24 protein-coding genes and 1 pseudogene are annotated in these 20,744 nt (G+C 62.7%); 24 read left to right on the top strand and 1 reads right to left on the bottom strand.

Annotated elements, in window-relative coordinates; genetic code table 11:
- The first annotated feature begins 121 nt into the window (after positions 1-121).
- The 3 genes from G6N80_RS21415 to G6N80_RS21405 are packed head-to-tail and all read left to right on the top strand — an operon-like array spanning position 122 to position 2,498.
- On the top strand, positions 122-1,333 hold the full coding sequence (locus tag G6N80_RS21415; RefSeq protein ID WP_246251517.1) for a DNA-packaging protein: 1,212 nt from the start codon (positions 122-124) through the stop codon (positions 1,331-1,333).
- Positions 1,334-1,392: 59 nt separating this feature from the next.
- Positions 1,393-1,806 (top strand): MbcA/ParS/Xre antitoxin family protein, encoded by a 414-nt coding sequence (locus tag G6N80_RS21410; RefSeq protein WP_062552836.1) that lies wholly within the window; start codon positions 1,393-1,395, stop codon positions 1,804-1,806.
- Positions 1,800-2,498: an RES family NAD+ phosphorylase gene (locus G6N80_RS21405; RefSeq protein ID WP_082547042.1), complete on the top strand. Its 699-nt coding sequence runs from the start codon at positions 1,800-1,802 to the stop codon at positions 2,496-2,498. Before G6N80_RS21410 ends, G6N80_RS21405 begins: the two co-directional genes overlap by 7 nt.
- Before the next feature lie 436 nt (positions 2,499-2,934).
- Here G6N80_RS21405 and G6N80_RS21400 read toward each other — a convergent pair whose 3' ends face one another.
- A complete protein-coding gene (locus G6N80_RS21400; RefSeq protein ID WP_156379005.1) occupies positions 2,935-3,084 on the bottom strand; it encodes a hypothetical protein in 150 nt (49 codons plus the stop codon).
- A 217-nt stretch (positions 3,085-3,301) separates the two neighbouring features.
- On the opposite strand from G6N80_RS21400, the gene G6N80_RS21395 reads away from it, so the two are divergent.
- From G6N80_RS21395 to G6N80_RS21295, 21 genes and pseudogenes are all read left to right on the top strand, one after another.
- On the top strand, positions 3,302-3,949 hold the full coding sequence (locus tag G6N80_RS21395) for a hypothetical protein (protein ID WP_165136651.1): 648 nt from the start codon (positions 3,302-3,304) through the stop codon (positions 3,947-3,949).
- A gap of 48 nt (positions 3,950-3,997) precedes the next feature.
- Positions 3,998-5,188, top strand: a pseudogene (locus G6N80_RS21390) (phage portal protein).
- A gap of 320 nt (positions 5,189-5,508) precedes the next feature.
- Positions 5,509-5,841, top strand: a complete 333-nt coding sequence (locus G6N80_RS21385) for a DUF6107 family protein (protein ID WP_062552831.1) — start codon at positions 5,509-5,511, stop codon at positions 5,839-5,841.
- Positions 5,842-5,869: 28 nt separating this feature from the next.
- Positions 5,870-6,442, top strand: a complete 573-nt coding sequence (locus G6N80_RS21380; RefSeq protein WP_165136647.1) for an HK97 family phage prohead protease — start codon at positions 5,870-5,872, stop codon at positions 6,440-6,442.
- Positions 6,443-6,447: 5 nt separating this feature from the next.
- Positions 6,448-7,731 (top strand): phage major capsid protein, encoded by a 1,284-nt coding sequence (locus G6N80_RS21375; protein WP_165136644.1) that lies wholly within the window; start codon positions 6,448-6,450, stop codon positions 7,729-7,731.
- Positions 7,732-8,005: 274 nt separating this feature from the next.
- Positions 8,006-8,575, top strand: a complete 570-nt coding sequence (locus G6N80_RS21370) for a head-tail connector protein (RefSeq protein WP_165136641.1) — start codon at positions 8,006-8,008, stop codon at positions 8,573-8,575.
- A gap of 1 nt (position 8,576) precedes the next feature.
- On the top strand, positions 8,577-8,915 hold the full coding sequence (locus tag G6N80_RS21365; RefSeq protein WP_062552827.1) for a phage head closure protein: 339 nt from the start codon (positions 8,577-8,579) through the stop codon (positions 8,913-8,915).
- Complete coding sequence (locus G6N80_RS21360; protein WP_062552826.1) at positions 8,912-9,319, top strand: DUF3168 domain-containing protein; 408 nt, start codon at positions 8,912-8,914, stop codon at positions 9,317-9,319. The genes G6N80_RS21365 and G6N80_RS21360 overlap by 4 nt, the downstream gene beginning before the upstream one ends.
- A gap of 42 nt (positions 9,320-9,361) precedes the next feature.
- Positions 9,362-9,769 (top strand): phage major tail protein, TP901-1 family, encoded by a 408-nt coding sequence (locus G6N80_RS21355; RefSeq protein WP_165136638.1) that lies wholly within the window; start codon positions 9,362-9,364, stop codon positions 9,767-9,769.
- Positions 9,769-10,164 carry a gene transfer agent family protein gene (locus G6N80_RS21350; RefSeq protein ID WP_165136634.1) on the top strand — a complete coding sequence of 132 codons (396 nt, stop codon included), beginning with the start codon at positions 9,769-9,771 and terminating at the stop codon, positions 10,162-10,164. The genes G6N80_RS21355 and G6N80_RS21350 overlap by 1 nt, the downstream gene beginning before the upstream one ends.
- Positions 10,161-10,391, top strand: coding sequence for a rcc01693 family protein (locus G6N80_RS21345; RefSeq protein WP_165136631.1), 231 nt, complete (start codon positions 10,161-10,163; stop codon positions 10,389-10,391). Before G6N80_RS21350 ends, G6N80_RS21345 begins: the two co-directional genes overlap by 4 nt.
- A gap of 8 nt (positions 10,392-10,399) precedes the next feature.
- Entirely contained in the window at positions 10,400-10,978 is a 579-nt protein-coding gene (locus G6N80_RS21340) for a phage tail tape measure protein (protein WP_165136628.1), read from the top strand.
- A gap of 250 nt (positions 10,979-11,228) precedes the next feature.
- The gene (locus G6N80_RS21335) at positions 11,229-11,867 is read left to right on the top strand and encodes a DUF2460 domain-containing protein (RefSeq protein WP_165136625.1); all 639 of its coding nucleotides are present in this window, start codon (positions 11,229-11,231) and stop codon (positions 11,865-11,867) included.
- Positions 11,864-12,739, top strand: coding sequence for a DUF2163 domain-containing protein (locus G6N80_RS21330; protein ID WP_165136622.1), 876 nt, complete (start codon positions 11,864-11,866; stop codon positions 12,737-12,739). Before G6N80_RS21335 ends, G6N80_RS21330 begins: the two co-directional genes overlap by 4 nt.
- On the top strand, positions 12,736-13,170 hold the full coding sequence (locus G6N80_RS21325; protein WP_062552820.1) for an NlpC/P60 family protein: 435 nt from the start codon (positions 12,736-12,738) through the stop codon (positions 13,168-13,170). The genes G6N80_RS21330 and G6N80_RS21325 overlap by 4 nt, the downstream gene beginning before the upstream one ends.
- Before the next feature lie 359 nt (positions 13,171-13,529).
- Complete coding sequence (locus tag G6N80_RS21320) at positions 13,530-17,342, top strand: baseplate multidomain protein megatron (protein WP_165136619.1); 3,813 nt, start codon at positions 13,530-13,532, stop codon at positions 17,340-17,342.
- Position 17,343: 1 nt separating this feature from the next.
- Positions 17,344-17,556 carry a hypothetical protein gene (locus G6N80_RS21315; protein WP_062552818.1) on the top strand — a complete coding sequence of 71 codons (213 nt, stop codon included), beginning with the start codon at positions 17,344-17,346 and terminating at the stop codon, positions 17,554-17,556.
- Positions 17,557-17,683: 127 nt separating this feature from the next.
- Positions 17,684-17,938, top strand: coding sequence for a hypothetical protein (locus G6N80_RS21310; protein WP_062552817.1), 255 nt, complete (start codon positions 17,684-17,686; stop codon positions 17,936-17,938).
- Positions 17,939-17,986: 48 nt separating this feature from the next.
- The gene (locus G6N80_RS21305; RefSeq protein WP_137135305.1) at positions 17,987-18,658 is read left to right on the top strand and encodes a response regulator transcription factor; all 672 of its coding nucleotides are present in this window, start codon (positions 17,987-17,989) and stop codon (positions 18,656-18,658) included.
- Positions 18,648-20,045, top strand: a complete 1,398-nt coding sequence (locus G6N80_RS21300) for an ATP-binding protein (RefSeq protein WP_165136616.1) — start codon at positions 18,648-18,650, stop codon at positions 20,043-20,045. Before G6N80_RS21305 ends, G6N80_RS21300 begins: the two co-directional genes overlap by 11 nt.
- A 222-nt stretch (positions 20,046-20,267) precedes the next feature.
- Complete coding sequence (locus G6N80_RS21295) at positions 20,268-20,684, top strand: hypothetical protein (RefSeq protein WP_062552814.1); 417 nt, start codon at positions 20,268-20,270, stop codon at positions 20,682-20,684.
- The last annotated feature ends 60 nt before the right edge of the window (positions 20,685-20,744 follow it).

Here is a 20,744-nt window from a genome sequence, read left to right as displayed (position 1 = left end):
TGGCCGTTACCTGTTGGGACACATGCAGGCTTCGCAGGCCACTATTTTGCAACGATCCATGCCGGATCGACGCGATGAAATGGCGGAAGATGGACCCTTATGGCAGCGACACGCCCTTCGTATGCGCCACAGCTGGGCGCTGCAGGGGCGGCTGGACCAGCAGCCGCCGACGGGTGACTGGCGCACCTGGCTGATCATGGGCGGACGAGGGTCCGGCAAGACACGCGCCGGGGCCGAATGGGTGCATGCGCTGGCCAGTGCCGGGCAGCGAAGCGAGCTTCGGATTGCGCTGGTGGCGGAAACGCTGGGCGATGCCCGTGAGGTTATGATCGATGGCGTTTCCGGTATCTGCCGGATTGCCCGCAGACAAAGGCCGGATTTCGAACCATCGCGGCGCAGGCTGATCTGGCCGAACGGCGCGATGGCGCAGGTCTTCTCCTCCGAGGATCCGGAAAGCCTGCGCGGGCCACAGTTTCATTTTGCCTGGTGCGATGAACTGGCCAAGTGGAAATATGCCGACGACACGTTCGACATGCTGCAATTCGGTCTGCGACTGGGCGACGATCCGCGCCAGCTGGTGACGACGACGCCAAGGCCGGTGCCGATTTTGAAGCGGCTGATCGCCGAGGAAGGCACGCGTCTGGTGAAGATTTCCACCCGCGACAATGCGGCCAATCTTGCGCCCGCTTTCGTGAAAGGGCTGGAGGCGCGCTATGGCGGCAGCCGTCTGGGTCGTCAGGAACTGGACGGCGAGTTGATCGACGACAGGCCAGACGCGCTGTGGAAGCGGGCCGACCTCGACGCGCTGCGCATTCGTTTCACCGGCGCGCTGCGGCGGATCGTGGTGGCGGTGGACCCGCCGAGCGGTTCCGGTTCAAACTCCGTCTGCGGCATTGTGGTGGCGGGCGTGGAACAGACAGGCCGCGCCGTGGTGCTGGCCGATTGTTCTGCCGAGGGCCTGAGCCCCGCCGGATGGGCGCAGGAAGTGGTGAAGGCTTATCGCCGCTTTTCCGCCGATCGGGTGGTGGCGGAGGTAAACCAGGGCGGCGAGATGGTGGCGGCCATGCTGAGAAGCATAGACCAGACACTGCCGCTGACTGAGGTGCGGGCAACACGAGGCAAGTTTACCCGCGCCGAACCGGTGGCCGCACTCTATGAACAGGGGCGGGTGGCCCATGCCGGACGGTTCTCAGCACTCGAAGACCAGATGTGCGATTTCGGCCCGGACGGGCTTTCCGGCGGGCGCTCTCCCGACCGGCTGGATGCATTGGTCTGGGCGCTGACGGCGCTGATGCTGGAGGGAAGCAGTGAGCCAAGGGTGCGGGGGTTGTGAGGTCGCAAGTTGCCATTTGGCAAAATGAGGTTATATTTATGCCAGAAGGAGAAGGTATCATGCAGCTTCAGCCGATAGCCTCCACACCTGCCGATGCGATGTCTGCCGAGATTACCGATGCGGAAGCGGCAGCCTTGGCGCGCACCACAGTGAACCTGTTCAAGGTCTGGGATATAACGGATGCGCAAGCCTGCACGTTGCTGGGCGGAGTTTCCGCACGCACCTGGGCGCGGTGGAAAGAAGGGAACACGGGGCGGATTCCGCGTGATCTGAAGATGCGGATGGCGCATCTGATGGGTATTCACAAAGGTCTGCGTTACCTTTTCAAGGAGCCTGCGCGGGGCTATGCCTGGATCAAGACGCCGAACGCAGCCTTTGGCGGACAATCGGCACTCGATCTGATGCTCCGTGGCGAGCTCTCCGATCTCTCCGCCATGCGGAAATGGCTGGATGCGGAGCGGGGTGCCTGGTGAGCGGTGACGCCGTGCTTTGCCATGTCGAATGGCCGCAGACTTTCCGGATCATACGCTCCATCTACCCGCCGATCGATCTGTTTGAAGACATTGCCGACCCGCGCGACTGGGAGGCGCTGGTGGCGGTGGAGGCGAAGACCAACCCTCGCATTCGCTTCGAGGTGGGTGATCTGGGCAAAGTGCCCGCGCACAGGCGGGTGAGCGGACCGGGCGCAAGCCTTGTGATGGCGCCCTTCGTGCATTGCTCCACGGCAAGGCCGGGGCGTTTCTCCGACGGACGCTATGGCATCTATTACGCAGGCGACAGGGAGGACGTGGCGCTGGCGGAAACGATCCATCACCACCAGAACTTCATGGCGGCGACGAACCAGTCTGCCGGATGGACTTCGGATTTCCGGGTGCTGGTGGGAAGCGTGGACCGGTATCTGCACGATGTAAACGCCGTGCCTGACGTTCTGAACGAAGCGGATTATGCGGCTTCGCAGATTGAGGGCCGCAGGCTTCGCGATGCGGGCAGTGACGGACTGTTGTGGGATAGCGTGCGGATGCCGGGCGGCCAATGCATCGGCCTATTCTGGCCCGATGTCATCCCCATCCCCACGCAAGGACGGCATTATTGCTACCACTGGAACGGTGCGCGCGTGGATTTCGTGCGGCAATACGATACCGGCCAGGTGCTGGCGGTGAGTTGAGGTGAGGGGGCATCTTGCCGATGGTGGAGGTTGGGATTATATTGAGAGCTGGAGTGGAGACAGGGCGCTAACCCCGCCTCCGTTGCTCTTAGATTATGAAGTTAACCCGCACGTCAGCCTGCCAGCCCGTGCGGGTTTTTCTTATTCTATGAGTGAAGCTGAATGGAAATAACCACATAGCTCACCTCCAGTTGATGACGAGGCCTTCGCCTTGGCTCGGGTGGCCGATCCTCCCGAGTATGCATGGCAGTGCATATCTGCTTTCGTCACCAAATCTATGAGCGCCCTTTGTATGGGACGCTGAACGTATCAAAAAAGCCGCGCCTCCGAGGTCGGGGAGGCAGCGGCTTCAAATCTGGATCTTGTGCATCAGTCTGCCTTGAAGGCCAGCTTTCTTCTCAAAGCGGCGCAGCCGATGTTCTTGATGTAAACGGGATTAGCGCTTGACCGGGATAGAGATGACCGGTGCGGAAGCGGTTTCGCGCATCTGGCGCCATTCGGATTCGAGGCGATCGACCAAATGCTGCGGAATCTGTTGCTTTGGTGTGGTCACAGCGGGTTGAACCGGTGCTGGCTGCTGCATCATCATGATCTCCTTCCGAACAGTCGCAGGCCCAATAACTGCCGCGCTGGCCGTTGGTTCCATACAGTTATCGGGAAGTAAATAGGGTGCTAACCACCTAAACCGATTAGCAATTTTTAAAATCGATTGAAACATTTGCATAAGTTCTGCCAAGAAGATGCCGTTACGGTTAATCCCGGCGCTGCAGCTTCAACGCGCAGACGCTGACGGAGAGATTCGCATGAGAGTTGAACGGGCGCGCTATTTCGATCAGGTGCGGGCAAGGCTGCATGAAGGGAAGCTAACGGATGCGGCAAGGGCAGGGCACGAGGTGCTCTTAAGCGCCTGGGAGGCGAAGTATGCAAAGCACGATCCGCGGTTTCTGGCCTATTGCCTCGCCACCGCCTTTCACGAGACGGGAGGGGCCATGCAGCCGGTGGAGGAGAACCTCAACTATTCCGCCGAGGGTCTTCGAAGAGTCTTTCCGAAATACTTCCTGCCGGGTGAGGAACATGAGTTTGCCAGGAAGCCGGAGCGCATTGCCAACCGTGTCTACTCAAACCGCATGGGCAATGGGCGCGGCGAGAGCGGCGATGGCTGGCGCTTTCGCGGGAGGGGTCTGGTGCAGATTACCGGGCGGGACAACTACCGCACCTATGGCATAGACGATGCGCCGGAAAAGGCCATGGAGCCGGAGAGGGCAGTGAAAATCCTGTTCGACGGCATGATTGCCGGCAAGTTTACTGGCCATGCACTGTGCGATTTCTTCAACGACCACGCCAGCGACTGGGTGGGTGCACGGCGTGTGGTGAATGGCCTGAACCGTGCCGAAGAGATCGGCCTGTTCGGCGTGATCTTCGCGACCGCCATCGGTCTGCGCCTGGGTTGATTTCCCATTGGGCTGATTTCCCACTGAACTGAATTTAGGGATACATCAATGAACCTGTTTCGATGGCCGTGGGCTTCCACGGACAAAGGCAAAGCCGTGGCCGCTTCCGAGCGAAAGGCGCAAGGAGTGGTCGCAGGACTGGGAGCAGGCGGGGCTCTGGCGCTGCTGACCGGCGAGAGGGGAAATCCGGGTGGTGGGCGAAGCTATGCGAGCCTTGCCCGCCATGGCCTGATGCGAAACCCCGTGGCCTATCGCGCCGTGCGCATGGTGGCAGAGGCGGCGGCAAGCGCCCCCTAGCTTGTTTATTCCGGCGAGCGGGAACTGAAGGAGCATCCCGTCCTGACCCTTCTGGCGCGGCCCAATGCACGGCAGGCGGGGCCGGAATTTCTGGAAATGCTGTTCGGGCACCTGCTTCTGTCCGGCAGTTCCTACCTGGAACCTCTGATGCTGGCCGGAACGCCGCGCGAACTGCATCTGCTGCGGCCCGACCGCGTGAGCGTGGTGGCAGGCAGCGATGGCTGGCCGGTTGCCTATGACTACCGGGTGGGGCCACGAACACGGCGCATTCCTGCCTTCTCGGAGGACGGGGCAGGGCTTCTGCATCTGAAGCTGTTTCATCCGCTGGACGATCACGGCGGGCTTTCGCCGCTGGGTTCCGCAGGCTCTGCCATCGACCTGCACAATGCCTGTGCCCGCTGGAGCAAGGGGCTGCTGGACAACTCGGCGCGCCCATCCGGTGCGCTGGTCTATCAGCCGAAAGAGGGCGGCAATCTTTCGCCCGACGCCTACGACCGGCTGAAGGCGGAACTGGAGGCGGGCTATCAGGGGGCTGTGAATGCCGGGCGTCCGCTGCTTCTGGAGGGCGGGCTGGACTGGAAGGCGATGGGGCTTTCCCCGAAAGACATGGATTTCGAGGCCGCCCGCAACGGGGCCGCGCGCGACATTGCCTTGGCACTGGGTGTGCCGCCGATGCTGATGGGCATTCCGGGTGACATCACCTATGCCAATTATCAGGAGGCGAACCGTTCGCTCTTCCGTCTGACGGTGGTGCCGCTGCTGACGCGAACCGCGGCGAGCCTTTCCGCCTGGTTCTCCGATCTCTATGGCGAGCCCCTGCGCCTGCAGCCGGACCTCGACCAACTGCCGGGTCTTTCTGCCGAGCGCGACGCGCTGTGGAGCCGGATCGGGGGCGCGAGCTTTCTCAGCGACGAGGAAAAGCGGCAGGCCGTCGGCTATTGAATCAATCTGTGAAGCGGCTGAATCAGAGTGTGAGGGGCTGGGGGTAAGGGGTTGGCGCGACTGAGGTTTCGCCGACTTCTGTTGCCGCTTTACCCCCCTCTGTCCTGCCGGACATCTCCCCCTCAAGGGGGGAGATCGACTCGTGGCTCGCTCTTTGCACCTGACGAAGCTACCGATCGCGGTGCGCTTAGAGATGAGAGAGATCGAGCGCTTGCCTCCTGCCAATCTCCCCCCTTGAGGGGGAGATGGTCGGTAGACCAGAGGGGGTTGCTTTATCCTCCAATATCCAATCCCAAAAATTCCAATTGAGGTGAACGACGATGGCTGACCTTGGCCACGATGGCGGCATGCTGGCCGCGCGCATGGTGGGAGCGACGGCGGGGGCATGGGTGTCGCTCGTCTATCTTCTGCCCGAAAGCTGGAAGGAGGCGGTGAGCCGCTTTCTGACCGGCGCCTGCTGCGGCGTGATGTTTGGCGCGCCGGTTGGCATATGGCTTTCCGAACGGCTGGGGCTGGTGGGCCAGCTGACAGCGTTGGAAACCGCCCTTTCCGGTTCTGCCGCGGCCAGCCTTTCCGCCTGGTGGGTGCTGGGCGCTCTGGTGCGCGTGGCCGGACGGTTCGGTGCGAAGCCGGACGGCGAAAAACAATCCTGAAGCGATTTCATTTTTGCAGGAGACCTTCATGCACGCTTATCGCGGGCCACGCCCGACCGTGCGCAAATTTGCGAGCCTGACGCTGTCCGAACTCGGCGGTGATGGCAGCTTTTCCGGCTATGCCAGCGTGTTTGGCGAGGTGGACCTCGGCAAGGACGTGATCGAGCGCGGAGCCTTTCTCAACAGTCTTGTGGAGCGCGGCGCAAAGGGTGTGCGCATGCTCTACCAGCACGACCCGAACGAGCCGATCGGCGCGTGGGAAAGCATTCGCGAGGACAGTCGAGGCCTTTACGTGGAGGGCAAGCTTGCCCCCGGCGTGGCCCGCGCCCGCGAGGTACACGCGCTGATGAAGACCGGCGCGCTGGACGGGCTTTCCATCGGCTTTCGTACCATACGCGCGAGACAGGACGCGAAGACGGGCGTTCGCCGTATTCTGGAGGCGGACCTCTGGGAAATTTCCGTTGTGACCTTTCCGATGCTGCCATCGGCCAGGATTTCCAACGTGAAGCAGGCGCGGTTCTTCCGCGACCGTGACACCGAGCTTGTGCGCGCCCTGCGCCGGGCCAGCAAGACCATGTTGACCAGCCATATGAGAGGATAAATTTGATGCAGGATATTGCCCTCAACGCTTCACTGAGCGCTTCACCGGAAACCAAGGCGCTGCCGGAAATCAAGGCCGTGCCAGATACGATGATGGCGGCCTTCGAAGAGTTCATGGAGGCTTTCGAAAGCTTCAAGGACGTGAACGACCGCCGCCTTTCCGAGATCGAGCAGAAACTGACCGCCGATGTTGTGACGCGGGAGAAGCTGGAGCGCATCAACCGCAGCATGGACGAGCAGAAGCGGGTTATCGACCAGCTGGCGCTGAAGAAGGCGCGACCTGCGCTGGGTGGCGCTCGCGAGGCGGGGCCTGAAGCTGCCGAGCACAAGGCAGCCTTCGAGGCCTATGTGCGCCGTGGCGACGAGGGTGCGTTGCGCGAGCTGGAGGCCAAGGCGATGAGCGCAGGCTCGACCAGCGATGGCGGCTATCTGGTGCCGGACGAGACGGACACCGAGATTGGCCGCCGCCTGAGCGTGGTTTCCCCCATGCGCGCACTTTCCACCGTGCGCACCGTTTCCACCACGGTGCTGAAGAAGCCGTTTGCCCTGAGTGGCCCGGCGACGGGTTGGGTTTCCGAAACGGCGGCCCGCCCGCAGACGACATCGCCGCAGCTGGCGGAACTGAGCTTTCCCACCATGGAGCTCTACGCCATGCCCGCCGCCAGCCAAACGCTGCTGGACGATGCGGCGGTGGACATCGAGAGCTGGCTGGCAAGCGAGGTGGACACGGTGTTTGCCGAGCAGGAGGGCGATGCCTTCATTCGCGGCGACGGCGTGAACAAGCCGAAGGGCTTTCTGGCCTATGACACCGCAGCCGACAGCGCCTGGGCCTGGGGCAAGCTCGGCTACGTGGCAACGGGGCAGGCGGGAGCCTTTGCCTCGTCCGGTGCATCGGATGTGCTGGTGAACGCCATTTATGCGCTGAAGGCCGGACACCGCCAGAACGCGACCTTCCTGATGAACCGGCGCACACAAGGCGAAATCCGCAAGCTGAAGGATGCCGATGGTAACTACCTGTGGCGTCCACCGGCAACGGCAGGCCAAGCCGCGACGCTGATGGGCTTTCCCGTGGCGGAAGGCGAGGAAATGCCGGACATTGCCGCCGGTTCGCTTTCCATCGCCATCGGTGATTTCAAAGCCGGATATCTGGTGGTGGACCGCGCGGGCGTACGCATTCTTCGCGATCCCTATTCCGCCAAACCCTATGTGCTGTTCTACACCACCAAGCGCGTGGGCGGCGGCGTGCAGAATTTCGAGGCGATCAAGCTGGTGAAGTTCTCCGCGAGTTAAGGTGGGGTGGGGGAGCTTCTTCCGCTTCAATCCTTGGCTTACCCCCCTCTGCCTTGCCAGGCATCTCCCCCTTGAAGCGGGGGAGATCGGCAAGACGCACTCACACATTCTCTCGCAGCTTCAGTGATTGCCGCACTCTGTGACGTTGCGATGTATGGCGAGCCAACCACGGGTCGATCTCCCCCCTTGAGGGGGAGATGTCCGGCAGGACAGAGGGGGGTACTCCCTCTCGACACATCAGGCGGCTCATACCTTTCCCAAAAAGGAATTTTCCATGACCTATGCATTGATCGATCCGCCAGCCGCGGAGGCGCTGACGCTTGGCGAGGTGAAGGCGCATCTGCGGCTGGATGGAGCGCAAGAAGATGCGCTTCTGGCGCAACTGATTGCGATTGCCCGCGAGCATCTGGAGCGGGAGACGGGGCTTTGCCTGATCGAGCAGACGCTGCGGCTCTATCTCGACCAATGGCCGAAGGACGGCGTGATTCAGATTGCGAGAGGACCGGTGCAAGCCATTGAGGGAGTAACGGTTTACGCCGAAGACGGAACGGCCTCTCATCCATCGCTTGAAGACCATCTGCTGGATGGACAGGCGCGCCCGGCCAGACTGTGGCTGCGTGATCCGCTTCCGCCGGGACGCGCAATCAATGGCATCGAGATCGATTTCACCGCCGGTTTCGGCGAGGCGGGCACGGATGTGCCGGACCCGCTGAAGCGCGCCATGCTGATCCATATCGCGCTGATGTTTGCCCATCGCGGTGTCCTGTCCCCCGATCAGCAGCCGGGGGCGATGCCGGATGGCTATGACCGGCTGGTGGCGCCCTTCCGCATGAGGAGGCTTTGAAATGAGCGCCCTGCCTCTGGACCCCGGCCAGTTGACCCACCGCCTGGCACTGGAAGCGCCGAACGACGAGAGCGACGGACAAGGCGGCAGCCTTGGCGGCTGGGTTCAGGCGGGTGAGGTGTGGGCGCGCATCGAACCGATTGCCAGCCCCTCCTTCACCGACATGGCAGGGGGCGAACGGGCCGTGGTGACCCACCGGATTCTGCTTCGTCATCGCCACGGCATCGGCGCCGGTCAGCGGTTTCGGGAAGGCGAACGGCTCTTCCGAATTCGCCTTGTGCGCGATCCTGACGAAACCAGACGCATGCTTTCGTGCCTCTGTGAGGAGGAAGCACAATGAGAGGTGGACAGGCACTTCTGAAGGCAATCCACGAGCGCCTCGCAAACGATGTACAACTGCGTTCAACCGTAGGAATCCAAGGCTTCAGGGACCGGATTGCAGGGCGTGTAAGCCTTCCTGCAATTACCTATGGGGCCCTTGAGAGCCGCGACTATTCCACCGGGACTGAAATTGCGGAGGAGCACCTCCTGACGGTGGAAATCTGGTCTGATGGGAAGGGACGCGCTGAAGCACAAAGGCTGGCCGCTCAGGTGGCGATATTGCTGGACCGCACGGAACTGGCGCTGGGAGAGAACCAGCATCTGGTGAACCTGACGGTGACAGGCATACGCCACAGGCAGGACGCGAAAACCCAGGCGCAGGTGGCGGAGGTGAACCTGAGGGGCGTGACGGAAGAGACGTGAGACTTTTTTCAGGACCAGATTTTTCAACAGGGATTTATTAGAATGGTGGCACAGGCAGGACGTGACCTTCTGTTGAAGGTGGAAAATGGCGCAGGCTGGCAGACGGTGGCGGGTTTGCGTTCCAAACGCTTGGCATTCAATGCCGAAACTGTGGACATTACCGATGCCGAAAGCGCCGGACGCTGGCGTGAGCTTCTTGGTGGGGCAGGCATTCAGCGCGCCTCGTTGAACGGGGCGGGCCTCTTCAAGGACCAGACCTCCGATGCGCTTGTCCGCAGCGCCTTCTTCGCCGGCAGTATTCTGAATTTTCAGGTGGCGATCCCGTCCTTTGGCACGATCAGCGGACCCTTCCAGATGACCTCGCTGGAATATTCCGGGGAGCACACTGGCGAAGTGCGCTTCGAGATCGCGCTGGAATCCGCCGGTCAGCTGACGTTCGGAGCGATCTGATGCAGACGACCGAGACGACGGGCAAGGGACTGGGATTGCATCGCCGTGCCAACCGGCAACGCGGCGAGGTGGAGGCGATGATCGATGGCGAGCGGCGCATTCTGTGCCTGACGCTGGGCGCGCTGGCCGAACTGGAAACCGCTTTCGGCGTGGCCGATCTTTCCGAGCTGGCGGCCTATTTTGCCAGCGGACGGTTGAAGGCGGCCGATCTGGTGCGGGTTATCGGCGCCGGACTGCGCGGCGGCGGCAACCTGTTTCCCGACGAGGAAGTGGCCGATATGAATGTGGAAGGCGGCGTGACCGCCTGCGCCCGCATTGCCACCGAACTGCTGGAGGCGGCCTTTAGTGACGGAATGACGACTGGCGCGCGAGGGAACCAAATTCCCCGCCCTTGAGCGCCGCAACGGGCGCCCCGCATGACGGCGCGACGGCTGGATGGCCGGGCGTGCTGCATGTGGGGCTGTGCCTGTTGCGGCTTCCTCCCGACATCTTCTGGCAGCTTTCGCCACGTGAGTTCATGGGGATGGCAGGGGCCTACCGTCCCCACCCGCCCGGACTGGACCGCGCAGGGCTTGCGGCGCTGATGGCTGCCTTTCCCGACTTGCCACTTTCTTCCGACTGAGGTGACCGATGACCGACAGTGTTTCCACGGGCCGTGGACTGGATGACGCGCTTTCCACCAGTGAGGCGCTTTCCCGCTCGATGCAGGATCTGCAGGCGCGTTCGCAAAGCTTCGGCTCAGCGCTTTCCGGTGCTTTGCAGGGAGCGGCTCTCAACGGCAAAGGCCTGGACACTGTGCTGCGCGGGTTGGGACGACGCCTGAGCGACATTGCCCTTGCCGCTGCGCTGAAGCCGCTGGAGAACGCCATGTCCGGCATCGCGGGAAGCCTGCTCGGCTCCCTCGGTTCGGGCGTAGCCGGAAAGGTGACGCCCTTTGCCGATGGTGGTGTGGTGAGAAGCCCGAGCTTCTTTTCCATGGGGGCAGGCGCAACCGGCCTGATGGGCGAGGCGGGGGCGGAAGCCATTCTGCCGCTGAAGCGCGGTGCCGATGGCGCGTTGGGCGTGGCGATGTCCGGCGGCTCCGGTGCGGGCTCCGGGCAGATCGTGTTCAACGTGACGGCGACGGACGCGGCCAGCTTCAAGCGCAGCGAGGGACAGATTACCGCCATGCTGGCCCGTAGCGTGGCGCGCGGACGGCGGGGTGTGTGAGGGCCGTTTTGACGTTTAAAATGATACCCCCCTCTGCCTTGCCAGGCATCTCCCCCTCAAGGGGGGAGATCGACTCGTGGCGGGCTCTCGGTCCCCAGTAGGGTTACCCTTTGCGGCAACCGCTATTGGTAAGGAATGCGAGCGGATGCGTCTTGCCGATCTCTCCCGCTTCAAGGGGGAGATGGTCGGCAGACCAGAGGGGGGGTGAGTTCCCGCATGAAGCTTTTCAAGAATAGAAGAGACTTAAACCATGACCGGATTTCATGAGGTGCGCTTTCCGCTGCGGCTGGCGCTGGGAACGAGCGGTGGGCCGGTGCGGCGTACCGACATCGTGAACCTGTCCAACGGGCGCGAGAACCGCAACGCCCGCTGGCGCAATGCAAGGCGGGTCTACGATGCCGGTTCCGGTGTCCGCTCGATTGCCGATCTCTACGAGGTGCTGGAATTCTTCGAGGCGCGGATGGGCGAGCTTTACGGCTTCCGCTTTCGCGATCCGCTGGACTGGAAATCCTGCGGGCCGACGGGAAATGTGAGCGCCGACGACCAGTGGATCGGCACCGGTGACGGCGTGCAGCGCACATTCCAGCTGATCAAGACCTATGGCGACAACGGCGGTGAAGCGCGACGGACCATTGCCAAGCCGGTGGCGGGAACCGTGCGGGTGAGCGTGGACGGGGAGGAGATCTCCTCCGACCGCTTCACGCTTCAAGCCGCAACGGGAACGGTGACTTTCGAGGCCACCCATGTGCCGCCGGAGGGGGCCGAAATCCGCGCAGGCTACGAGTTCGACGTGCCGGTGCGCTTCGACACCGACCGCATCGACGTAAACCTTTCCGCCTTCAATGCCGGTCGAATTCCGGCCATTCCGATCAAGGAGATCCTGCCGTGAGACACATACCGGCGGAACTGGCGGCCCATCTGGCGAGCGATGTCACGACGACCTGCCATGCCTGGCGGGTGACACGGGCCGATGGCCTGGTGCTGGGCTTTACCGACCATGACGACGACCTGGCGGTGGATGGTACGCTCTGCCGCGCGGCAAGCGGCTTTTCCGCCAGCGACAACGAGGCCGAAAGCGGCATGGCGGCCAATGCGGGCGAGGTGCAGGGCGGCTTTTCCAGCGACACCATTGCTGAAGAAGAGCTTGCCGCAGGCCGGTTCGACCATGCGCGGGTGGAGCTTTTTCTGGTGAACTGGGCAGACCCTTCGCAGTTCACGCGGCTTGATGTGCGGGAAATCGGCGAGGTGACGCGGGCAGGCGGCGCCTTTACCGCAGAACTGCGCAGCATGGCGCATCGTCTCGACCAGCCGCAGGGCCGCGTTTATGGCCGTCGCTGCGATGCAAGCCTTGGCGACGGCCGTTGCCGGGTTTCACTCAGCGCGTTGCAGTCTGCCGCGATGGTGAGCGCACAGCGCGACCGCAGCCATCTGACCGTGACAGGGTTGGTCGAGCGCGAGAGCGGCTTCTTCGATCAGGGGAGTTTGCGTTTTGCCGATGGCTCGACCGCCATGATCGAGCGGCATGTGGCGGAAGAAGGCGGCGTTGGGCGGCTGACGTTGTGGTTGCCGTTGGAGCGCGACGTGGCCGAGAGCGAGGCGGTGCTGCTGACGGCTGGCTGCGACAAGAGCTTTGCGACCTGCCGCGCCCGCTTCGCCAATGGCCTGAACTTTCGCGGCTTTCCCCACATGCCCGGAAGCGATTTCAGCTATTCCTATGCAGATGGAGACGGCCAGCACGATGGCGGCGTGCTGTTTCCATGATGGGGCAGCTTGTGGTGGCGCTGGCGGAAAGCTGGATCGGCACACCCTATCGGCATCAGGGTGCGACGAAGGGTGTGGCATGCGATTGCATCGGTCTCATCCGCGGGGTCTGGCGCGAGCTTTACGGCTGCGAACCACCGCTGGCCGTGCCGCCCTATGCGCCGGACTGGGCCGAGCGGGCGGGCGAGGAGCGGCTGCTCAAGGCGGCGTTGGCGCTGTTCGGTGCCCCGGTGCCGGGCAGTGACATGCAGGCGGGCGATGTGCTGCTGTTTCGCTGGCAGGCGGGATGTGCGGCCAAACATGCGGGCATTCTGGCCGATGAGACGAGTTTCATCCACGCTTACGAACAGGCGGCGGTGACCCGCTCCAGTCTCGTTCCTGCATGGCGACGGCGGATCGTGGCCGTGCATCGCTTTGGGGTGGGTGTTTAGGGACCTGTCACCCCGGCCAAGCGTGCCAGGCGTGAAGCACCCCCCTCTGCCTTGCCAGGCATCTCCCCCTTGAAGCGGGGGGAGATCGGCAGGAAACATTCGCTCGCCTTCTCTCAGCTGCAGTGATTGCCGCGATCTGTCACCCCACCCGGCGCTCTGCGCCGACCTCCCCCTCAAGGGGAGGTGGGTGAGCGCGGCATCTGCTTGTCTATCTCCTGTCCACTGCGGCTGGTGGAAAAGACGGCAAAGGAGCGGCCAGTTCCCACCTCCCCTTGAGGGGGAGGTCGATGCGTTAGCATCGGGTGGGGTGATACTGACATTCTCTGAAGCCTCCCAATAAACCCAAGGACTTCACAACCATGGCTACCATTCTGTTTCAGGCGGCGGGGGCGGCGCTCGGCTCCGTCTTCGGTCCTGTGGGCGCGATGCTGGGGCGTGCGGCAGGCGGGCTGGCCGGCGCGGCGGTGGACCGGGCGCTGCTTGGTTCGCCCACTGTCACGGGCCCACGCCTTGCCACAGCGCGACTGGCCGGAGCGGATGAAGGCACGGCCATCCCCCGGCTTTACGGCACGATGAGGATTGGCGGCACGCTGATCTGGGCAACGCGCTTCGAGGAAGAGGTGCGCACAGAGCGCAGCGGCGGCAAGGCGACCGGCGGGCAGAAGGTGAAGAGCTTCGCCTACTATGCCAACATCGCGCTTGGGCTCTGTGAGGGCGAGGTGGCGCATGTGCGGCGCGTGTGGGCCGATGGCCGCGAACTGGACCTGACGACAATTCAGATGCGGTTCTACCCTGGCAGCGAGGACCAGCTGCCTGATCCGCTGATCGAAGCGAAGCAGGGAGCAGGAAACGCGCCTGCCTTTCGGGGCCTTGCCTATGTCGTGTTCGAGCGATTGCCGCTCGGCGATTTCGGCAACCGTATTCCGCTGCTGCAGTTCGAGCTCGTGCGGCCCATCGGCATGCTGGAAGCGCAAATCCGGGCCGTGACGATCATTCCCGGCTCCAGCGAGCATGGCTATGCAACGGTGCAGGTGACGCAAGACACCGGTGAGGGTAGTGCCCGAATTCTCAACCGCAACAACCGCATGGCCGCGACCGATTGGGAAGCATCCCTCGACGAATTGCAGGCGCTGTGCCCGAACCTTGAACGCGTGGCGCTGGTCGTCAGCTGGTTCGGCACCGACCTTCGGGCTGGCGAATGCCGGATCGTGCCCGGCGTTGAATTCCTTGCGCGTGAGGGAGAGAGCATGCCCTGGAACGTGGCGGGCATCGAGCGAGCCGATGCACATCTGGTGAGCCGCAGGAACGATGCGCCTGCCTATGGCGGCACGCCTTCCGACGAGAGCGTGAAACAGGCGATTGCCGACCTGAAGGCGCGGGGCATCGAGGTTTTTCTCTATCCGTTCGTGATGATGGATGTGGCGGAAGACAACACGCTGCCGGACCCTTATGGCGGGTCGAAACAGGCCGTCTATCCGTGGCGAGGGCGCATCACCTGCCATCCGGCGCCGGGGCAGGCAGGCTCTACGGACAAGACGGCAGACGCAGCGAGCGAGATTGACCAGTTCTGCAATCGCGCCGAGGGCTATTGCCGCATGGTGCTGCATTACGCCGATCTGGCCGCTACAGCGGGTGGCGTGGACGGCTTCATCATCGGTTCGGAATTTCGCGGGCTGACGACAGTGCGCGGGGCGGGAAACAGCTTTCCCTTCGTGGCGGAACTGGTTCGACTGGCAGGCGATTGCCGTACCAAGCTCGGGCCATCCATCAAGCTGACCTATGGATCCGACTGGAGCGAATATTTCGGCTATCACCCGAATGACGGGACCGGCGACGTGTTCTTCCACCTCGATCCGCTCTGGGCCTCGCCTGCCATCGATGCCGTGGGGATCGACAATTACATGCCGCTTTCCGATTGGCGCGATGACGACCTGATGGGCACAAACCCGGATGGCATGGCAAGCGCCGAGGATGTAGCGGCAATACAAGCAGCGATCAGGCGCGGCGAGGGCTTCGACTGGTATTATGCCAGCGACGAGGACCGCAGGGCGCGGCTGCGCTCGCCCATCACCGATGGACTGGCGGGCAAGCCCTGGGTGTTCCGCTACAAGGATCTCTCCGGCTGGTGGGGGAACCATCACTTCGACCGGACAGGCGGCACCGAGAGCGCCAGCCCGACCGCCTGGGTGCCGGGTTCGAAACCGATCTGGTTTACCGAACTGGGCTGCCCCGCCATCGACAAGGGGGCGAACCAGCCGAACCTGTTCGTGGACCCGAAATCTTCCGAGAGCGGCTGGCCCTACTTCTCCAGCGGCGGACGGTCTGACGCGATGCAGCGCCGTTTTCTCGACGCGCATCACGGGTTCTGGCAGGGCAATGGCGCGCCCGTTGGCATGGTGGATGCAGGGCATATATTCGTCTGGAGCTGGGATGCGCGGCCTTACCCCGCTTTTCCGCAAGCCACATCCATCTGGAACGATGGCGAGAACTGGCGGCTGGGCCACTGGCTGACGGGACGGCTGGGGGCAGGGACGCTTGCCGACACCATTGCCGCGATCCTGACCGATCACGGATTGACCGATTTCGATGTGAGCCAAGTCTGCGGCGACCTGACCGGTTATGTACAGGCAGACATTGCCTCTGCGCGCCAGATGCTGACGCCGCTGGTGGAAGGTTTTCTGCTGGATGTGACGGAAGTGGAGGGGCGGCTGATTTTCCGCTCGCGCAGCAAGGCCAGCTTGGCCGCGACGGCAATCGATGTGCTGGCCGAGCGTGAGGGTGAGGCGGCCTGGAGCGAGACGCGCGGCCATGACAGCGATTTTGCCGCGGAGGCCGTGCTGGGCTTTGCCAACCCCGATCTGGACTACGAGCAGGCAGCCACGCGCTCCCGCCGCATTCCGGGGGCGACGAACCGCGTGTTGCGGGCAGATATTCCGGGCGCAATGGCCGATGAAGCGGCGCAGGCAGCCACGGAAGCGCTGCTGCGTGACAACCACCTGTCCCGCCGGACCATTCGATTCTCGCTTGCGCCGACCGATGTGGCGCTGACGCCGGGGGATGGGGTTCAGATAACCGATGGGCCGGACGGCATCTACCGTGTGATGCGGATCGAGGATGGCGACATGCGGCGGGTGGAGGCGCGCAGGCACGAATCGGTTGCGAGTGTCGCAAACCGCCCCGCGCCCCGGGAACGGGTGAGCGCTGTCGCCGCATCCGATGCATTTGCACCGCTGATCGCCTTTCTCGACCTGCCACGCTTCGACAGTGGCGAGGCGGAGAGCTTTGCCCGTGTTGCGGCCTATGCGAAACCCTGGACGCGCATGCTGGTTTCAAGCTCTGCCACCACGGAAGGATTTCGCAGTCGGGTGCTGGTCGATCGGCCGGCCCGCATTGGGCGGCTGACCGCGGCGCTGGTGGCCGGTGCCTGGGGGCGGTTCGACAGGGTGTCGATGATCGAGGTGGATCTGCCGTTCGGCGGGCTTTCTTCCGCGAGCGAGATTGCCGTACAGGCTGGCGAGAACCGGCTGGCGGTGATGGCCGATAACGGCGTGTGGGAATTGCTGGCCTTTGCCACAGCGCAGGAAGTGGCACCGGGGCGGTTTCGACTTTCCAACCTGCTGCGCGGTCTCGCCGGGACCGAGGATGCCATGGCGGCAGGCGCGGCAAGCGGAGCACAGGTGGTTGTGCTGGATGAAGCCGTGGTGCCGCTGGGGCTGACGGAGAGCGAACGCGGACTGGCGCTGAACTGGATCGTCGAACCGGTTGGCGCGAAAGCCGGTCGCTACGGACCGCGTCAGACTGTCGCAGGACTGCGAGCTGAGACACCGCTGGCGCCTTTTCACCTGAAAGCTGAACGGCGGGAAGACGGCGTGTCCTTCCGCTGGGTGCGCCGGAGCCGCATCAATGCCGATGACTGGGACGCATACGACATAGCCCTCGATGAACCGGAAGAACGCTATCGGCTCGAACTGCTGCATGCTTCAACCGGCGCCGTGGTGGCCCAGGCCGAGGTCGATGCGTGCCTTCATCAGTATGATCTTTCTCAGGAATTGAACGATTTCGGATTTATTCAAACAAGTTTCCGTGTGCGCCTGGCGCAGCTGGGGCGCGCGGTGCCTCGGGGCATTGCCCGAGATCAGGTTATTATCGTGAAAAAGCAGGGAGTTATTTAAAATGGATAATGCAAAGACATGGTACGAATCCAAGGCTGTCTGGGGCGGGCTGATTGCGCTTTTCGCCTCAATTCTTCAGGCGCGGGGACATCTGTTTCCCTATGAGCAACAGGCAGCACTCGTGGATGCACTGACCAGCGCAGGCGGCGCTTTCGGCGCGCTTCTGGCCATTTACGGGCGGCTGGCGGCCACCAAACCCATTGTCGGAACCTGACGTATAAGCATTGTCTGCATGACGGCTGAGGGGCACATTCATTTGCCATTCAGCCGTCATTCGATACATAATTTGCCAGTTGGTTTGGGTTATCAGGCCTAGCATTTTGTAATCGGAAGTCGTCGTCATGGCATCACTCAAGGTAATCGCGATGGTCGCGGCAGGTTTGTTCAGCCTGTCTGCTGCTCATGCCTTCGCCCGCGACTACCTGATTCTGGTTGCCGGAGATTGTGGCGACGCCGCATCCAAGGTTGTGCGGGAGACCGGCGGCGAACTTCTGTCGGCGCAACCGTCGAAGGACGGAGCGACCTGCATTGTGACCGTTCTGGTGCAGGGTAGCGGAGAGCGCCCGCGCAAGGTGACTGTTCGGGTGCCGATGTAGTAGAAGGCGAAAAGCCGCTTCTCGTATTCCATCGAATCAAGGATTTCCATGCGCATTCTCGTGGTCGAAGACGACAGCAACCTGAACCGCCAGCTGACCGATGCGCTGAAGGAGGTCGGCTATGTGGTCGATCAGGCCTTCGACGGCGAGGAAGGGCATTATCTGGGCGAGACCGAACCCTATGACGCGGTCATCCTCGACATCGGCCTGCCAGAGATGGACGGCATCACGGTGGTCGAGAAATGGCGTGCGGCAGGCAAGGCAATGCCGGTGCTGATGCTGACGGCGCGCGACCGTTGGAGCGACAAGGTGGCCGGCATTGACGCCGGTGCCGATGATTATGTGGCCAAACCCTTCCACGTGGAGGAAGTGCTGGCGCGCGTTCGCGCCCTCATTCGCCGCGCTGCCGGACATGCTTCTTCTGAAATCACCTGCGGGCCGGTGAAGCTCGACACAAAGGCCTCCAAGGCGACGGTGAACGGCGTGGCGATGAAGCTGACGTCGCACGAGTTTCGCCTGCTGTCCTATCTCATGCACCATATGGGCGAGGTCGTCTCCCGTACCGAGCTGATCGAGCACATGTACGATCAGGATTTTGACCGCGATTCCAACACGATCGAGGTATTTGTCGGACGTCTTCGCAAGAAGATCGGTGTCGACCTGATCGAGACCGTTCGTGGTCTTGGCTACCGCATGCAAGCACCATCCGATGTACGTTAGATCGGTCACGGCGCGCGTTCTGCTGCTGGCGACTGCCTGGTCGGGCGTGGCGCTGGTGGTGATCGCGCTCGTGATCTCGGCGCTCTACACGAAATCCGCCGAACGCGCCTTTACCGATCTGCTGCGTGCGCAGCTCTACAACGTGGTGAACTCCATCACCATTGGCGAAGACAACGCGCTTGCGGGCAATCCGCAACTGGGTGACCTGCGCTTCTCCCAGCCCGAAACCGGCTGGTACTGGATCGTCGAGCCGCTTGGCACCTTTGCCGCGACGCCGCTGTCATCTTCGTCGCTCGGCACGTCGAACATCAAGGTGCCGTCCATCCTCAACGTACCCTTCAACAATCGCTATGAGCGCTTCTATCCCGCCATCGACGCCTTCGGGAACAATGTGCTGGTGGCGGAAACAGAGGTGGTGCTGGACAGCGAGGGCAGGGCGGCGCGCTTTCGCGTGACAGGCAACCTGACCGTGGTAACGGAGGATGTGCAGGCCTTCACCCAGAGCCTCTACATCGCGCTGGTGGTCTTCGGCCTCGGCAGCCTCGTGGTCAACGGTCTTGCCATTCTCTTCGGTCTGCGACCGCTGGACGAAGCGCGCCGAGCGCTGGAAAAGGTGCGACGCGGGGAGGCGGAGCGTCTGGAAGGCGAGTTTCCCCGTGAAGTGCATGCGCTGACCATCGAGATGAATGCACTGATCGACAGCAACCGCCGCATTGTCGAGCGTGCCCGCTCGCAGGTGGGAAATCTGGCCCATTCACTGAAGACGCCGATTGCCGTGCTTCTCAACGAATCGCGCCTCATCGACAAGGGCCGTGGAGACGTGGTGCGCGGGCAGGCGGAAGCCATGCAGAGCCAGGTGCAGAGCTATCTGAACCGCGCCCGCATTGCCGCCCAGCGCGAATCCATGCTGGCGCGAACCGATGCCGAGCCGGTGCTGGAGCGCCTGATGCGGGTGATGCGGCGCCTCAATCCCGACAAGACATTCGAACTGATCGCGACACAGGCCAATCTGGCACTTGCCATGGAGCAGCAGGATGTCGAGGAAACGGTCGGCAACCTTCTGGAGAATGCGGCGCGCCATTCTAAGAGCGGCGTCTGGCTGACCATCATGCCGTCACTGGCACCCGAGGGGGAAGATCCGGCCCGGCGCAACTGGGTGGAAATTGCTGTTGAAGATGATGGGCCGGGCCTTAACCCCGACGAAATCAAGGAAGCCATGAAGCGCGGTCGCAGGCTGGATGAAAGCAAGCCCGGCACGGGTCTTGGACTTTCGATCGTTGGCGAAATCGCCCGTGAATATCAGGGCCGTTTCCGGCTTTCGCGCGGGCGTCGCGGGGGCTTACGCGCTGTGCTGACACTGCCGGGAATTTCACGCGACGCGGCATGAGTTGCATCCTGGGACCGACGCAGTGCGGTATAAATGGCACACTGATCGCTTTCCGGCTCGACACTCTGTGCCAGCACGCTACAAACAGAGTTCAAACCTTCGCTTGGTTTCGCCACAGTCGACGTGCATGGCCAGTGACGTAATGGGCCGAGTTCAGGTTTGAAAATCAGGTGCGTAGATACCAGATAACTGTCTACGCAAGCACGAAACGGTTGGAGTAGAATGGAAGTCCGCGCTGTGAAATTCGTCGTTTGGCCTGTTCTTGCTGCAAGCCTGCTTTCGGCCTGCACATCGACCGGAGGCAATCGTGGCGGGCTCTTTGCCAAGGCGCCGCCGAACAATTTCATTGTGGCGCTTCAGGGGGGTATCGTCAGCCGTGCCGGGACACAGCTCAGCGAAAGCGACCGCCAAAGGGCGCTGGAAGCGGAATATCGCGCGCTGGAGTTTTCCGAGGTCGGACAGTCGACCGAATGGAAAGGCCGCAATATCAGCGGCGAGGTGGTGGCAGCAGCGCCCTATCAGGTGGGTTCACAGAACTGCCGCAGCTACACGCACACGCTGACGATCAACGAACGTGAGTTGAAGGCGCGCGGCACGGCCTGTCGCAATGCCGATGGAGCCTGGACTCCGCTGAGCTGAACCGCGTTCTCCTTCCCATTGAACCAATTGTGTTTCGCGCCCTTGCTTGACGCAAATCAA

Source organism: Rhizobium rhizoryzae (assembly GCF_011046895.1).
GTDB classification, from domain to species: Bacteria; Pseudomonadota; Alphaproteobacteria; order Rhizobiales; family Rhizobiaceae; genus Neorhizobium; species Neorhizobium rhizoryzae.
Note: the sequence above shows the minus strand (reverse complement) of the source record. Positions and strands in the feature narration are given on the sequence as shown.

Excerpts from the sequence above, each read along its gene's own strand:
- G6N80_RS21415 (WP_246251517.1), top strand. The coding sequence starts at position 122 with ATGCGCCACAGCTGGGCGCTGCAGGGGCGGCTGGACCAGCAGCCGCCG.
- G6N80_RS21410 (WP_062552836.1), top strand. The coding sequence starts at position 1,393 with ATGCAGCTTCAGCCGATAGCCTCCACACCTGCCGATGCGATGTCTGCC.
- G6N80_RS21400 (WP_156379005.1), bottom strand. The coding sequence starts at position 3,084 with ATGATGCAGCAGCCAGCACCGGTTCAACCCGCTGTGACCACACCAAAG.
- G6N80_RS21395 (WP_165136651.1), top strand. The coding sequence starts at position 3,302 with ATGAGAGTTGAACGGGCGCGCTATTTCGATCAGGTGCGGGCAAGGCTG.
- G6N80_RS21385 (WP_062552831.1), top strand. The coding sequence starts at position 5,509 with ATGGCTGACCTTGGCCACGATGGCGGCATGCTGGCCGCGCGCATGGTG.
- G6N80_RS21380 (WP_165136647.1), top strand. The coding sequence starts at position 5,870 with ATGCACGCTTATCGCGGGCCACGCCCGACCGTGCGCAAATTTGCGAGC.
- G6N80_RS21375 (WP_165136644.1), top strand. The coding sequence starts at position 6,448 with ATGCAGGATATTGCCCTCAACGCTTCACTGAGCGCTTCACCGGAAACC.
- G6N80_RS21370 (WP_165136641.1), top strand. The coding sequence starts at position 8,006 with ATGACCTATGCATTGATCGATCCGCCAGCCGCGGAGGCGCTGACGCTT.
- G6N80_RS21365 (WP_062552827.1), top strand. The coding sequence starts at position 8,577 with ATGAGCGCCCTGCCTCTGGACCCCGGCCAGTTGACCCACCGCCTGGCA.
- G6N80_RS21360 (WP_062552826.1), top strand. The coding sequence starts at position 8,912 with ATGAGAGGTGGACAGGCACTTCTGAAGGCAATCCACGAGCGCCTCGCA.
- G6N80_RS21355 (WP_165136638.1), top strand. The coding sequence starts at position 9,362 with ATGGTGGCACAGGCAGGACGTGACCTTCTGTTGAAGGTGGAAAATGGC.
- G6N80_RS21350 (WP_165136634.1), top strand. The coding sequence starts at position 9,769 with ATGCAGACGACCGAGACGACGGGCAAGGGACTGGGATTGCATCGCCGT.
- G6N80_RS21340 (WP_165136628.1), top strand. The coding sequence starts at position 10,400 with ATGACCGACAGTGTTTCCACGGGCCGTGGACTGGATGACGCGCTTTCC.
- G6N80_RS21335 (WP_165136625.1), top strand. The coding sequence starts at position 11,229 with ATGACCGGATTTCATGAGGTGCGCTTTCCGCTGCGGCTGGCGCTGGGA.
- G6N80_RS21325 (WP_062552820.1), top strand. The coding sequence starts at position 12,736 with ATGATGGGGCAGCTTGTGGTGGCGCTGGCGGAAAGCTGGATCGGCACA.
- G6N80_RS21320 (WP_165136619.1), top strand. The coding sequence starts at position 13,530 with ATGGCTACCATTCTGTTTCAGGCGGCGGGGGCGGCGCTCGGCTCCGTC.
- G6N80_RS21315 (WP_062552818.1), top strand. The coding sequence starts at position 17,344 with ATGGATAATGCAAAGACATGGTACGAATCCAAGGCTGTCTGGGGCGGG.
- G6N80_RS21310 (WP_062552817.1), top strand. The coding sequence starts at position 17,684 with ATGGCATCACTCAAGGTAATCGCGATGGTCGCGGCAGGTTTGTTCAGC.
- G6N80_RS21305 (WP_137135305.1), top strand. The coding sequence starts at position 17,987 with ATGCGCATTCTCGTGGTCGAAGACGACAGCAACCTGAACCGCCAGCTG.
- G6N80_RS21300 (WP_165136616.1), top strand. The coding sequence starts at position 18,648 with ATGTACGTTAGATCGGTCACGGCGCGCGTTCTGCTGCTGGCGACTGCC.
- G6N80_RS21295 (WP_062552814.1), top strand. The coding sequence starts at position 20,268 with ATGGAAGTCCGCGCTGTGAAATTCGTCGTTTGGCCTGTTCTTGCTGCA.